The sequence below is a fragment of the Caballeronia sp. GAFFF2 genome (assembly GCF_023631485.1).
Classification (GTDB): Bacteria; Pseudomonadota; Gammaproteobacteria; order Burkholderiales; family Burkholderiaceae; genus Caballeronia.
Genome location: NZ_JALQDA010000015.1, coordinates 45,314 through 59,318, shown reverse-complemented (window position 1 = coordinate 59,318; position 14,005 = coordinate 45,314). Strand labels below are relative to the sequence as shown.

Sequence of the window (14,005 nt, the reverse complement as noted above, 5' to 3'; positions counted from 1 at the left end):
ACAGACGCGTAAGGATTCTAGCTGCCAGGCGGCAAGCCGAGGCGAGGGTTTCGGATCGGGGAAAACACGGATGAACGTGTGGCGTGCAACGTCCGGCGATCATCCCGCCAAGGCAAGCGAAAGGGCGCGCAGGCGCGTTTGGCTATAATGCCCGGGTTGCACTTCGCTGCATCCACGCCGCCTCGCGCGACCGCGCGAATGCGCCGAAACGCGGCCACCGCGCCGAAAAGAATGCCTCGCGCGCGCGGCGCTGACAGATTTCCGAACTCAACTTCATCAGAGAGCGCTCATGAGCTTCAACAACGTACCTTCCGGCAAGGATCTTCCGCAGGACTTCAACGTCATCATCGAGATTCCCGCGCAGAGCGATCCGGTGAAATACGAAGCGGACAAGGACATGGGCCTGCTCGTCGTCGACCGCTTCATCGGCACCGGCATGCGCTATCCGGCGAATTACGGCTTCATCCCGCAGACGCTGTCGGGCGACGGCGACCCGGTCGACGTGCTGGTCATCACGCCGTTCCCGCTGCTCGCAGGCTCGGTGGTCCGCTCGCGCGCGCTCGGCATGCTGAAGATGACCGACGAATCCGGCGTCGATGCGAAGCTGATCGCCGTTGCACACGACAAGATCTGCCCGATGACGGCAAATCTCAAGTCGATCGACGACGTGCCCGAGTACCTCAAAGACCAGATCAAGCATTTCTTCGAACAATACAAGGCGCTGGAGAAGGGCAAGTGGGTGAAGGTCGAAGGCTGGGACGGCATCGAAGCCGCGCACAAGGAAATCTCGGAAGGCGCGGCTAACTTCAAGAAGTAAGCCTGGCTTTCGCGCGTCGCGTTGCGTAGACGCGATGCGAGTGGTCCGCACGGCCGCGCTCGATGCGCGGCCGTTTCAATTTGCGGGCGCGTCGTGGGCTTCGTCCAGGTTGTCATCCACGACGGCGACAGCGGGCGGCGGCAGCACGGAATCGAGCGTGCGCTCGCCCGCGATCAACGCGCGCTTTTGCCGCGCGGTGAGCTGCTTCACCCAATATTCGGCGCGCAACGCCTCCGATCTTCCCTGCAGTTCGAACGACGCCACGACGCGCAGCGGCTTGCGCGCGCGGGTATAGCGCGCGCCCTTGCCAGCGGCATGCGCGACGAAGCGCGCTTCTACATCCGTGGCGATGCCCGTGTACAGGCTGCCATCGGCGCATTCGATGAGATAGAGGAACCAGGGCATGGCCGGGATTATCGCCGAATCGGCGCAACCTTCGAGAGCGGCCACGCCCGACTAAACGACGAATTAAAACTTGCGCGAGAATAGCCCTTCATGCCCGCAAGGGCAAAACTCATCATTCGAGGTCTTCCGTTGAATCGCGAAGTCGAAATCCAGGTAGTCGACACGCTAGAGGACATTTCGCCCGAGGAGTGGAACCGCCTCGCGGGCGCGAATCCCTTCGTCAGTCACGGCTTCCTGTCGGCGTTGCAGGACACGCATTGCGCGGTCAAGCGCACCGGCTGGCGGGCGCATCACCTCATTCTGAAACGCAACGGCGTCTTCGCCGGCGCCATGCCGCTTTATCTCAAGTCGCACTCGCGCGGCGAATATGTCTTCGACCACGCCTGGGCCGATGCCTTCGAACGCCACGGCGTGCGCTATTACCCCAAGGCGCTCTCGGCCGTGCCGTTCTCGCCGGTGACGGGTCCGCGTCTCATCGCGGCCGAACACGCAGATCGCGTGCTGCTCGCGCGCGGTGCGATCGAGCTCACGCGGCAACTCGACATCTCGTCGCTGCACGTGCTGTTTCCGCATGCACAGGACATCGAGGCGCTGAAGGACGCGGGCTACATGTTGAGAGAAGGCGTGCAGTTTCATTGGGAGAATCTGCCGGGCGCGGGCTACGAGCACTTCGACGCGTTTCTCGCCACCATGAGCCACGACAAGCGCAAGAAGGTGAAGCAGGATCGCCGCCGCGTGACCGAAGCGGGCGTGACTTACAAGTGGCTACGCGGCCGTCAGATCGACAAAAGCGCGCTCGACTTCTTCTATGGCTGCTACGAGAACACGTACAAGGAGCACTGGAACGCGCCGTATCTGACGCGCGAGTTCTTCGGTCAAATTCACGCCGATGCGCCCGACAACATGCTGCTCGTCATCGCCGAAGCGGACGGCGAGCGGCTCGCCTGCGCGCTCAACATGATCGGCGGCGACACCATGTATGGCCGCTACTGGGGCACGCGCGAGTTCGTTTCGGGGCTGCATTTCGAAACCTGCTACATGCAGGGCATCGCGTATTGCATCGAGCACGGGCTGGCGCGCTTCGAAGGCGGCGCGCAGGGCGTGCACAAGATGTCGCGCGGCATGTTACCCACGCCGACATGGTCCGCGCACTGGATCGCCGACCAGCGCTTTGCTCATGCGATCAGCGAGTTTCTCGATGAAGAAATCGCCGCGATGACGCAGCATATCGAGGAACTCGAAGCGCATACGCCATTCAGGAAGATGGCGACGGATTGAAGCGTGCGGCATGATGACGAGTATCCAAAGGATACGCAAACAATGAAAACCGAATTCCTGAACCTCTACAGCCATGGTTTCGCGCGGGTTGCCGTCGCGGTGCCGGAATGCAAGGTGGCCGATCCATCGTTCAATGTCGGAGAGACCATCGCGCTCGCCCGGCAGGCCGCGCAAAACGGCGCCGTGCTGGTCGCGTTTCCCGAGCTGGGGTTGTCCGCTTATTCGTGCGAGGACCTGTTCCATCAGGACGCGTTGCTCGTCGCGTGCGAGCGCGCGCTGGCCGCGCTGGTGGAAGAATCCCGCTCGCTCGATATCGTCATGGTGGTTGGCTTGCCGTTGCGCGTCGATCACGCGTTGTACAACTGCGCGGCCGTGGTGTCGTCCGGGCGCGTGCAGGGCGTGGTTCCCAAGAGCTTCCTGCCGAATTACGCGGAGTTTTACGAGGCGCGCCAGTTCAGTGCCGCCGACTGCGCGTTGGTCGACGAGATCCATCTGCTCGGCGCGGAGGTTCCCTTCGGTTCATCGCTGCTGTTCGATATTCCGTCGATTCCGTATTTCCGCTTCCACGTGGAAATCTGCGAGGACGTCTGGGTGCCCATTCCGCCATCGTCGTTCGCCGCGCTCGCGGGTGCGACGGTGCTCATCAATCTGTCGGCATCGAATATCGTCGTCGGGAAATCGTCGTACCGGCATCAACTGGTCGGGCAGCAATCGGCGCGATGCATCGCGGCGTATCTCTATTCGTCGGCGGGCAAGGGCGAATCCACCACGGATCTCGCGTGGGACGGGCAGGCGCTCATCTACGAGAACGGCGAGCAGCTCGCCGAGTCGGAGCGCTTCAGCGACGCATCGCACGTCATTTTCGGCGATGTCGATGTCGAGCGGTTGTCGCGCGAACGCATGCATCAGACGACCTTCGCTCAGTCGGCGCGCAGACATCAGGAAGAGGCGCGCAAGTTCCGTATCGTGCGATGTGAAGTGGCCGTGCCCGCGGCGTCCGTGTTGCCTCTGCAACGTGCGGTGCCGCGCTTCCCTTACGTGCCGATCGACGCGAGCAGACGCGACGAGCGCTGCATGGAGGTCTACAACATTCAGGTTCAGGCGCTGGTGCAACGGCTCGCTTCGAGCAATATTTCGAAGGTCGTGATCGGCGTCTCCGGCGGGCTCGATTCGACTCATGCCTTGCTCGTCTGCGCCAAGGCCTTGGACCGGCTCGGCCTGCCGCGCACCAACATTCTCGGCGTGACCATGCCCGGTTTCGCGACCAGCGAGCGCACGCTTACCCAGGCGCGCCGGCTGATGGACGTGGTTGGTTGTTCGGCATCCGAAGTGGATATCCGGCCGAGCTGCATCCAGATGCTGAAGGACCTCGGTCATCCGTATTCGACGGGCGAGGAACAGTACGACATCACCTTCGAGAACGTGCAGGCGGGCGAGCGCACGAACCATCTGTTCAGGCTCGCGAACTACAGCAATGGCATTGTGATCGGCACGGGCGACCTGAGCGAACTGGCGCTCGGCTGGTGCACCTACGGCGTCGGCGATCACATGTCGCACTACAGCGTGAACGCCAGCGTGCCGAAGACGCTCATCACGCATCTCGTGCGATGGGTGGCCGAGACGGCGCAGATCGGCAACGACGGCGCCGATGTGCTCAACGATATTCTCGCTACCGAGATCAGCCCCGAACTCATTCCGGGCAAGGTGAAAGGCGCGCTCGAACAGAAAACCGAGAGCGTGATCGGGCCGTACGAGCTTCAGGACTTCAACCTTTACTACATCCTGCGCTTCGGTTTCCGGCCGTCGAAGGTGGCATTTCTTTCATCGACGGCGTGGGGCGACAAGGACGCGGGCGCGTGGCCTGCCGATGTCGACCTCGTTCATCACGAATACGACCTCACGCAGATCAAGAAGAACCTGCGCATCTTCCTGTATCGCTTCTTCAAGCTGAGTCAGTTCAAACGGTCGTGTATTCCGAATGCGCCGAAGGTGGGAACGGGCGGTTCGCTCTCGCCGCGTGGAGACTGGCGCGCGCCGAGCGATTCGGAAGCTACGGTCTGGCTCGATGACCTGGAAAATATTCCGGACGCGTCGTGACGTTCGTTGCACGCAGAAAGGGCGTCGTATGCGCGATGAATGCACACGACGCCTTCGAAACCTTCAATCCCGTGGCAACTCGATCACCGCGCCCGACTTCGCCGCGGCCACGATAGCTTCCGTCACGCGCAGGTTCCTGAGCCCGTCGCGGGCCGATACCAGCGGCGCCGCCTCGCCGCGCGTAACCGCGCCGAAGTGCTCCATCTGATGCTTGATGGGGTCGTCCCGCACCATGCCGACGACACCCGCTTCGAACGGCTTCCACCACGAACGGTCTTCATCGCGCGGATAGGTTTTCAGACGCATGGTCGGAATGGCGAGGCTGCCGTTGGTTCCCGCGACGAGATAGCAATCCTCGTCGGCGTAACTCGCGTAAGCCTTGTTCTCTTCGGAGGTCTGCTCCCAACTGCGCGCGCTCGCCGCCGAATCCGAAAGCAGGAACGTGCCGAGCGCGCCGCTTTCGAAGCGCAGATTGATCGCGACCGTATCCTCGACGGCAAAGCCGCGCGCCGCATGCGATAGAAACGCCTGCACCGCGACGATCTCGCCGCAAAGCATGCGCAGGTTGTGAACCTCGTGGATCATGTTGAGCAGGATCGGGCCGCCGCCAGGCTCGCGACGCCAGGGCGCATCCGTGAAGTAATGATCGGGCTTCAGAAACATCGCGCTGCCGGTCACGGCGACAAGGCGCCCCAGCACGCCGGATACGATCACCTCACGGGCCTTCGCCATGATCGGACTATGCGCGCGATGATGGCCGATGAGAATAGGCACGCCCGCTTCATCCGCTGAGCGCACGAGCGCTTCGGCTTCGGCGACGGTCGGCGCAATCGGCTTTTCGAGCAGCGTCGGTACGCGCGCGTCGAGGCATTGCAGTGCTTGCGGCACATGCAGCTGATTCGGCGTTGCGAGCACCACGCCGTCCGGTTTGTCCTGTGCGAAGAGCTCGTCGAGCGTCGCGTAGATCGGCACGTCCGCCCGTTCCGCGATGGCGCGCGCAGCCGGCGACGGATCGACAATGGCCGACAGCATGCACGTCGCGCTGTTTTCCAGGACGCCGATATGCGCCTGTCCGATATATCCGGCTCCGGCCACGGCGATTCGAGTTCGGGTCATGCTGTGCCTCCTCCTTGGTTTTAGTTCGACGTTGCTCGCGTTCCGAAGCGCCGTCGGGTCGATCCACATCATAAAATCAACCGGCGCGCCTGCAATGCGGACTTGCGATATCGCCGACGTATCGGCCACGACGCAGCCCTTCGCGTCGAATGCACCAAAAACGCCTGAAAAACAGCCGCATAAGCGCTGAATCGATAACCGGCAGCCTGCTAGAATCAAAAGCATCTGTCCTTCGCGGACACGACCCATTCCGAAGATTCTTGAACTCAAGCGAGGCACGCCATGAAACGTATCACCGCCATCATCAAACCGTTCAAGCTCGATGAAGTCCGTGAGGCGCTCGCCGAAGTAGGCCTGACCGGGCTGACGGTTACTGAAGTCAAAGGCTTCGGCCGTCAGAAAGGACATACCGAGCTCTATCGTGGTGCAGAGTATGTCGTCGATTTTCTGCCGAAGGTGAAGATCGAAGTAGTCGTCGCCAACGATCAAACCGATCAGGTCATCGACGCGATCATCGGTGCGGCGCGCACCGGCAAGATCGGCGACGGAAAAATCTTCGTGGCCGAAGTTGAGCGCGTCATTCGCATTCGTACCGGCGAGGAAAACGAAGCGGCGGTCTGAGCGCTTCGAGGTTTTCCCTGTCCCATCGAGCCCGCGTTTCTCACGCGGGCTCGTCTTTTTCCGCATCGCATGCACCAGCACGATGCGCGTCGCTCGTCCGCTTAACTCCTGCTTGATCTCCAATCCGCTTGACTCAGTGCCGAACTCGGCGCGATTTCGCTGCCGTGCGGTAACATCGAATCCCGTTTACCAATTTGTAAGGATTTTTTGGATGCATCACGCGATCGGCTTCATTCAGGATCTCGCGGTAATCATGGCCATCGCGGGCGTCGTGACGGTGTTGTTTCATCGCATGCGTCAGCCGGTCGTGCTCGGTTATATCGTTGCGGGCGTCATCATCGGGCCATACACGCCGCCGTTTCAGCTGATTCACGACGAAGCCACCATCCAGACGCTCGGCGAACTAGGCGTGGTCTTCCTGATGTTCTCGCTCGGCCTCGAATTCAGTCTGCGCAAACTCTTCAAGGTGGGCGCGACGGCGTTCGTCGCGGCGCTGTCCGAGATCGTGCTGATGATCTGGATCGGATACGAGATAGGCCGCTGGTTCGGCTGGAATTCGATGGATTCGCTCTTTCTCGGCGCGGTGCTGGCGATTTCGTCGACGACGATCATCGTAAAGGCGCTGTCCGAACTCAAGATGAAAGGCGAGCCGTTCGCGCAACTTGTGTTCGGCATCTTGATTGTCGAGGACATTCTCGCCATCGCAATGCTCGTGCTGCTTTCCGGCATCGCGCAGACAGGTTCCGTCACGGCGGGCGTCGCGGCCATCACGCTCGGCAAGTTGCTGCTTTTCATGACCGTGTCGCTCGTGGTCGGCATTCTCATCGTGCCGCGCGCGCTGGATTACGTGGCGCGCGCGAAAAGCGACGAGATGCTGCTCGTCACCGTGCTCGGCTTCTGCTTCGGCTTTTGTCTGCTGGTCGTGAAGCTCGATTACAGCATCGCGCTCGGCGCCTTTCTGATCGGCGCGATCATGGCGGAGTCGAAGAATCTCGCGCGCATCGAGCATCTCATCGCGCCGGTACGCGACATGTTTTCGGCCATCTTCTTCGTGACCATCGGCTTGCTGCTGAATCCGTCCGTGCTCGTCGATTACGCGTGGCCGATCGCGGTCATCACCGTGGCGGTCGTGTTCGGCAAGATCGTATCGTGCGGGCTGGGCACTTTTCTCGCCGGTAAGGACGGGCGCACGGCGATGCGCGTCGGCATGAGCGTCGCGCAGATCGGCGAGTTCTCGTTCATCATCGCGTCGCTCGGGTTGTCGCTCAAGGTGACGAGCGCGTTTCTCTATCCGATCGCGGTCGCCGTCTCCGCGCTCACCACGCTCTTCACGCCGTATCTGATTCGCGCCGCCGATCCCATCACCATGCGTCTTGCCCGCGCGATGCCCGCGCCGCTCGCCAACACCTTCGGCCTCTACTCGCAGTGGCTCGCGAGTCTCACGCCCGCGACCGGCGGCCCGACGCTCTTTTCGATGACCCGGCGCATCGTTCTGCAGATCGCGGTGAACCTGGCGCTCGTGGCTGCGATTTTTCTGGGCGCGTCGTATTCGGCGCCGTTCGCTTCCGGCTACCTCGCGCGCTGGCTCGAATCGGACAATGCGCAGCGCGTCGTGTTGTGGAGCGCGGCGTTGTTGATCGCGCTGCCGTTTCTGGTGGCGGTGTATCGCAAGCTGGATTCGCTTGCGCTCCTGCTCGCCGAAGTCAGCGTGCAACCCGCGAAGGCCGGACGCTTCACGAGCGCGATTCGTTCGGCCATCTCGGGGCTGATTCCCATCGTCGCCATGTTCGGCGTCTTTCTGCTCGTGGCCGCGCTTTCGGGCGGCATCTTGCCGCCTTTCGGATTGATGGTGGCCGTGCTCGTCTGCGCGGCGTTGCTCTTGACGGTACTCTGGCGCTGGTGCGTAAAGATTCACGCGACCATGCAGATCGCGTTGCGCGAAACCTTCGAGGAGCCGCGCGATCACTGAAGGAATCATCCATTCATTACGATTGCCGCGATAATGTGAGCAAATGTGTGCTGGTTTGCCCCGTCTGTTCGAGAGGCGGATAATCGAAACGTGTTGATTCTTTCCCTGGCGTTCGCGCGCCGGACAACGGAATGAGCGAAAACAAAACCTCGAACGACTCAGGCTCCATCGCAAACGGCGCGGCGCCCGACGCCCGCCGAAGTGGGGCGGATGCATCGGCGGCGGGCGTGGCGCGAGATGGCGCACCTCACGCACCGCAAGCACCTCAGGCACCTCAAACTTCAACCACGCCGGGTTTGGACCCGAGCGCGACCGAGCGGGCATCGACGGATGCGCCTTCGAGCGCTTCGACCGTTGAGCCCGTCGATAAGGCAGCGGCGCGACGGGCCGAGGCACTCGAAGCAAACGCCAAGGTCGCGCCGGAACCGGTCGTGCGCGCGAAGCCTCTCGATGCAAAAGCGAACTTGGCCGAGAGTCTCGAAGCCGCGACCGAGGCGCAAGCGGGCAGCGATATCGAAAGCATCATCGCGGGCACGGAAGCCGAACCCGAACCCGAACCGGTGAAGGCCAGCGTTCTGCCGCCCGAGTTCACCGCCGCGCCGGATTTCGGCACGCTCAATCCGCCGCCCTTGCCGCCGCCCGCTCAGCAGACAGCGAGCGCGACGCAAGCGCCGCCTGCGTATCTCAAGCAATCGGATTCGGCGTGGTCCGTGTTCGGGCGCGTGATCGCCGCGCGTGCGCGACAAATTTTCGACCGGGCAGGGCAGCGCATCACGCAACGCACGTTGAGGATCGGCGTGTCGGCGCGCATTTTTCATCCGGAGCCGGGCGCAAAGGGTTTGCGTGGCAAGACGCTGCAATATCTGGAGGAATCCATCGCGCATTGGGTCATGTCGCGCGATGTGCTCGTGTTCATGATTCCGACGGTCGGCACGCAAGGCATGCTGCATCCAAGCAATATCCGCCTGCGCGACTATGCGAAGAATCTCGACGGGCTGCTGCTTCAGGGTGGCGCGGACGTGTCGCCGCAATCTTACGAGGAGGTCGTGACGCGCCCCGAGTGGCCGGGCGATCGCGTGCGCGACATGTATGAGCTGGAACTGCTGCACGAATTCATCGAGTCAGGCAAGCCGGTGCTCGGCGTGTGTCGCGGCTGTCAGCTCATCAACGTGGCATTCGGCGGCACGCTCTACGGCGATATCGCCACCGAAGTGCCGACTGCGGGCATCCACGTGAACGAGCACTACGATCAGCATCGGCACTCGCTGCGCTTTCCCGATGGCTCGACGCTCGCCAACATGTTTCCGAATCAGCGCGATGCAATCGTCAACTCGATTCACCATCAAGCGGTGAAGTCGCTTGGGCGGGATCTCAACGTCGAGGCGGTCTCGGCGCAGGATGGAATCATCGAAGCGGTGCGGTATCGCAAGGCGCCGTTCGTGGTGGGCGTGCAGTGGCACCCGGAGTTTCATCGCGCGGGCGGATCGGAATTGCTCGATTGCACGCCGCTGCTCGATACGTTTTTGCGCGTGGCGCGGGAGACGCGGTTCTAGAGTGTTGGTTTTGACGTGCGTTGGTATCGGGGCCCGCTTCGTAATGAGCGGGCCTTTTTGTTTTGCATGATTGGGGTTGAAGCGCGGATTTGGGTGATAGTCGTCGACGACCGACCTTGGTTCTAAGCGAAACCGAGAATGCATGTCGGAATGATGTACCGCGGCCGTGAAATACGCTCACGCGCGCAAATTCACCGAATCAGAAAGTCACCGCGCCGAACCCACCGGAGCCAGCCCGGCTTCGCTCGCACGCTGCAACTGATCGACCTGCATCTGCAACGCGCGCAGCTTGCGTTCCGATTCGAGCTTGTCGCTCTGCAGCGCCGCCGATTCCGCCTGCAATTGCTGCTGACGTTCCGACACCTGCGTGTCCTGCTGCTGCGCGAGCGCGAGATCGGCGGATAACCGGTTCGCGCGATTCGCCGACACGGCGATCACGCGGTCGAGCAGCGCTTTTTGCGCCTGCAACTGCACACGGCGAATCTCGCCATCGGCAAGATCATGTGTCTTGCGCGCGAACTGCGCGTAGACCGATTCGGCGCGATTTTCCTCCTGCGTCTTCACGACGCGCCACGAATGCGAGTCCTGCGACAACGCCACGTAATAAAGCATCTCTTGCGGCAGAAAATAGAGCCTCGCGCCGTAGCTGCCATTGCGCGTGACGCGCAGCTCGGTCAGTCGGCCCGCCTGCACCATGTCCTGCAGTTCGGCGAGGTTGCTCGCGGAGGGCGACGCGCCATCGCTCTGAAGATCGGAGAGGTCTTCAGGCGATAGCGCCGGTGCGCTGTTTGTTCGATCGGCTTTTGGAGCCGGAGCCGGGCTCGTGGCAGCCGATGCATCGGCGAAAGAAGCTAGCAATCCGGAGAGGAACAAAGCGAGGACAAGTACTGCGTGACGAATGAAACGTAAGTGCATCATGTTGGCTTCATGCCGATAAAGTTAAGCGATTCATCACCGGGCCTGATTGGCCGATGCATTGTCGGGACGTGAAGCGACATTGCTGTCGAGCGTGGGCGAATGCTGGAGCATGGAGTAGAGGGCGGCGACGTTCAGCGGCTCAGTGGTGCGCGGCGCCGCAGTGAGTTGCGTGGGCTTCGTGCTCGCGCCGCGATGTGTCGATGCCGCGTATCGAATAACCGGTTTCGTGGCTGCCCGCTTCGCGCGATGTGCGCCCGCGTTCACGTATCGAGGAGTTCGTGTGTGGGACGCTTCGGCATGTACGGAAACTGGCGCTGGTTTTGTCTCACGCGCATGCGCGGGCCGACTTGCCATGAGAACGCGCGGCGCGACAGGCTGCGTTGGGTCGACCGGGCGCGGGTCCGCCGGTTGACTTACCGTGGGCACGCGCGTCGCATCCGCCGGTCTGTCGCGCGACACCGCTTGTCCAATCTGCATCTGTTCTGCGTCATCAACCGCGGGCTTCGACCCGCTTCGTTCCAGCCACTGTTCATGCGCGAACAGCACCCAGACGAACAACGCCGAAACCGCGATGGCAATAGTGGATCTTTCAAAGCTGCCGATGCGGTAAGGCCGCTTGCGTAACGGCGACGGAGTGCGCAGATCGATTCGCATGGGCTTTCTTTCCGCAGCCGCATCGACCGGTGCGGCAGGCTCTTTCATACGCGACGTAGAAGAACGCGTGGCGTTCTTGGCGAGCTTTCCCCAGATACTCGTCGCTTGATACGGAGAACGCGCATGCAACGAGTCCGACGAGTCGGACATGCGCGAGTACTTGGTATTGAACCGTGCGCCGTAGAGCGGAATCTCGGAGCGCGACGTACTCGGCCGAGCGCGCGCGGGCGACCACTCGCGGCCGAATTTCAGCGATGGATCAGCGAGCGGGCGCACCGTTGGCAGGCGTAGATTGCCTTCCACGACGATCAGAGGCTCGTTCATGAGTGTTCCAGGTGGATGCGCCGATGCGCGCACGATTGGGACGTGCGGGCATCGGCCCGAGGTCAGCTAGATTGACTCGCGATCATACGAAACAGCACTGAACTAAACGACCAGACTTATCCTAATGATTCGATCTTAAAAGGAATGCTTATTGACAGAAGGCCGCTTTTATGTCGGAAGCATTGCTTGTGAGCCGCATTTAATTCAGAGAGAGCGTGTAGCGCAACGAGAACAAATCGAGGCCCGCCATGTTGTCGGCTTGACGCGAAGTGAGCCTCCATCCGCGCGACTCGTAAAAGCCGATAGCCGCCGCGTTGTCTTCCAGCACGTAAAGATGCAATTCGCGCGCGCCACGTGTGCGCGCCCAGCGTGCGGCTTCGGCGAGCATCGCGGTCCCGGCGCCAAGGCCTTTGTGCCCCGGCAGCGCATGCAGATTGTCGACGAGCACGCTGCCCGTGTCGTCCGGTTCGACGAGACATACGAAACCCACCGGCTCACCCGCATGTTCGGCGATCAGCACGCGACCCGCGCCGGCCTCGATTTCCCGCATACGGGTTTGCCAGTGCGCGGCGCGCTCGGCGTGAATATCCCGATCGAGATAGACATCCGGCACGATGCCGCGATAGGTGGCCACCCAACTGCGCGTGTGCATCGACACGATCAGAGCGGTGTCGGCCGGCGTTGCGGTCCTGAAAACGATCGCTAAATTTGTAGGCTTGGAGATAGGCATATGTAAGCTATTGTTAATCTTCTTTTGAGTGATGTTGACCGAAGTTGCGTGCAGAGAAACGTCCGCAGGCGTTAAGATTGAGGCACTCGTGAATTTACAAAAGAATTACGGGTAAACCCTAATCAAGCGAAAACCCTTCGCCACCGGCCAGAAGCGGTTCGCGAACCGCGATGCGTCGTTCAGCCTGATTCGAGAAAGTCCATGTCCACGACTCACGTTGCACCCGCCAATGAATCGAAGTTCAAGACGGTTTTCCGCGTCGTCAGCGGCAACTTCCTTGAAATGTACGACTTCATGGTTTATGGCTATTACGCCTCCGCCATCGCCAAAACCTACTTCCCGAGCGGCAACGAGTTCGCCTCGTTGATGCTCGCGCTGTCCGTATTCGGCGCAGGCTTCCTCATGCGTCCGGTCGGGGCGATCGTACTCGGCGCGTACATCGACCATCACGGGCGGCGCAAGGGCCTCATCCTCACGCTGATGCTGATGGCTATCGGCACCGCCTGCGTCGCGCTAGTGCCGGGCTACGCCACCATCGGCGCGATTGCACCGATCATCGTGCTTCTCGGGCGGCTTCTGCAGGGCTTCTCGGCGGGCGTCGAGCTCGGCGGCGTGTCGGTGTATCTGTCCGAGATCGCGACCAAGGGCAACAAGGGCTTCTATTGTTCATGGCAGTCGGGCAGCCAGCAAGTGGCTGTCGTGTTCGCCGCGCTCATCGGCGTGGTCATGAACCAGTTGCTGCCCGCCGACCAAATGACCGCGTGGGGCTGGCGCGTGCCGTTTTTGATCGGCTGCCTGATCGTGCCGTTCCTCTTCATCATCCGCCGTTCGCTGCGTGAGACGGACGAGTTCCTGGCGCGCAAGCATCGTCCCGGCATGGCCGAGATCGCGCGCTCGATCGCAACAAGCTGGCCGATCGTGCTCGCGGGCATGGGCATGGTCATCATGACGACCGTGTCGTTTTACATGATCACCGCCTACACGCCGACCTTCGGCAAGGAAGTGCTGAAGCTGTCTTCCATCGATGCACTCGTCGTCACCGTATGCGTCGGGCTCTCCAACCTCGTCTGGCTGCCTGTCATGGGCGCGTTGTCGGACCGCATCGGGCGTCGTCCGGTGTTGCTGTTCTTCACCATTCTGACCATTCTCACGTCGTATCCGGCCGTGCAATGGCTCGTCGCCGATCCATCGTTCGGGCGGCTCCTGATCGTCGAACTGTGGTTGTCGTTCCTCTACGGTAGCTACAACGGCGCGATGGTCGTGGCGCTCACGGAAGTCATGCCGGTCGACGTGCGCACCACCGGCTTCTCGATGGCCTACAGTCTCGCGACGACCATCGGCGGCTTTACGCCTGCCATCTCGACCTATCTGATTCACTCGACCGGCAACAAGGCCGCGCCGGGCTTGTGGATGGGTCTCGCGGCCATCTGCGGTCTGATCGCCACGCTCGTGCTGTATCGCTCGCCGGAAGCACGCAATCAGTACAAGACAGCCTGACGTCCGTAGCTGGCTGAAATAAAAAT

At 61.6% G+C, this 14,005-nt stretch carries 12 protein-coding genes; 7 read left to right on the top strand and 5 right to left on the bottom strand.

The features are described from left to right. The first annotated feature begins 289 nt into the window (after positions 1–289). Positions 290–817 carry an inorganic diphosphatase gene (gene ppa, locus NCT04_RS10930; RefSeq protein ID WP_244825962.1) on the top strand — a complete coding sequence of 176 codons (528 nt, stop codon included), beginning with the start codon at positions 290–292 and terminating at the stop codon, positions 815–817. Positions 818–892: 75 nt separating this feature from the next. Here the strand turns inward: ppa and NCT04_RS10925 are convergent, their stop codons facing one another. Then, positions 893–1,222 carry a GIY-YIG nuclease family protein gene (locus tag NCT04_RS10925; RefSeq protein WP_244825961.1) on the bottom strand — a complete coding sequence of 110 codons (330 nt, stop codon included), beginning with the start codon at positions 1,220–1,222 and terminating at the stop codon, positions 893–895. Between the two features lie 129 nt (positions 1,223–1,351). Between NCT04_RS10925 and NCT04_RS10920 the strand changes: the two genes are divergently transcribed. Together NCT04_RS10920 and NCT04_RS10915 are read left to right on the top strand one after the other, a co-directional pair. Next, positions 1,352–2,500: a GNAT family N-acetyltransferase gene (locus NCT04_RS10920; RefSeq protein ID WP_250465347.1), complete on the top strand. Its 1,149-nt coding sequence runs from the start codon at positions 1,352–1,354 to the stop codon at positions 2,498–2,500. Between the two features lie 42 nt (positions 2,501–2,542). Then, entirely contained in the window at positions 2,543–4,597 is a 2,055-nt protein-coding gene (locus NCT04_RS10915; RefSeq protein WP_250465345.1) for an NAD(+) synthase, read from the top strand. Positions 4,598–4,660: 63 nt separating this feature from the next. Here the strand turns inward: NCT04_RS10915 and NCT04_RS10910 are convergent, their stop codons facing one another. Further along, positions 4,661–5,713, bottom strand: a complete 1,053-nt coding sequence (locus NCT04_RS10910) for a Gfo/Idh/MocA family protein (RefSeq protein WP_250465343.1) — start codon at positions 5,711–5,713, stop codon at positions 4,661–4,663. A 282-nt stretch (positions 5,714–5,995) separates the two neighbouring features. Between NCT04_RS10910 and glnK the strand changes: the two genes are divergently transcribed. From glnK to NCT04_RS10895, 3 genes are all read left to right on the top strand, one after another. Next, positions 5,996–6,334, top strand: a complete 339-nt coding sequence (gene glnK, locus NCT04_RS10905) for a P-II family nitrogen regulator (RefSeq protein ID WP_086969848.1) — start codon at positions 5,996–5,998, stop codon at positions 6,332–6,334. A 211-nt stretch (positions 6,335–6,545) separates the two neighbouring features. Further along, positions 6,546–8,303, top strand: a complete 1,758-nt coding sequence (locus NCT04_RS10900) for a cation:proton antiporter (protein ID WP_250465342.1) — start codon at positions 6,546–6,548, stop codon at positions 8,301–8,303. A 131-nt stretch (positions 8,304–8,434) separates the two neighbouring features. Then, positions 8,435–9,856, top strand: a complete 1,422-nt coding sequence (locus NCT04_RS10895) for a gamma-glutamyl-gamma-aminobutyrate hydrolase family protein (RefSeq protein ID WP_250465340.1) — start codon at positions 8,435–8,437, stop codon at positions 9,854–9,856. Positions 9,857–10,063: 207 nt separating this feature from the next. On the opposite strand, the gene NCT04_RS10890 is transcribed toward NCT04_RS10895, so the two are convergent. The 3 genes from NCT04_RS10890 to NCT04_RS10880 all read right to left on the bottom strand — a co-directional run bounded on the left by NCT04_RS10890 (position 10,064) and on the right by NCT04_RS10880 (position 12,482). Further along, positions 10,064–10,774 carry a DUF2968 domain-containing protein gene (locus tag NCT04_RS10890; RefSeq protein ID WP_250465339.1) on the bottom strand — a complete coding sequence of 237 codons (711 nt, stop codon included), beginning with the start codon at positions 10,772–10,774 and terminating at the stop codon, positions 10,064–10,066. 33 nt (positions 10,775–10,807) lie between these two features. After that, positions 10,808–11,752 (bottom strand): hypothetical protein, encoded by a 945-nt coding sequence (locus tag NCT04_RS10885; RefSeq protein WP_250465337.1) that lies wholly within the window; start codon positions 11,750–11,752, stop codon positions 10,808–10,810. Positions 11,753–11,951: 199 nt separating this feature from the next. Next, positions 11,952–12,482, bottom strand: a complete 531-nt coding sequence (locus NCT04_RS10880) for a GNAT family N-acetyltransferase (RefSeq protein ID WP_284503165.1) — start codon at positions 12,480–12,482, stop codon at positions 11,952–11,954. Between the two features lie 201 nt (positions 12,483–12,683). Here NCT04_RS10880 and NCT04_RS10875 point away from each other — a divergent pair, with 201 nt between their 5' ends. Continuing rightward, on the top strand, positions 12,684–13,979 hold the full coding sequence (locus NCT04_RS10875; protein ID WP_244825947.1) for an MFS transporter: 1,296 nt from the start codon (positions 12,684–12,686) through the stop codon (positions 13,977–13,979). Positions 13,980–14,005: the final 26 nt, after the last annotated feature.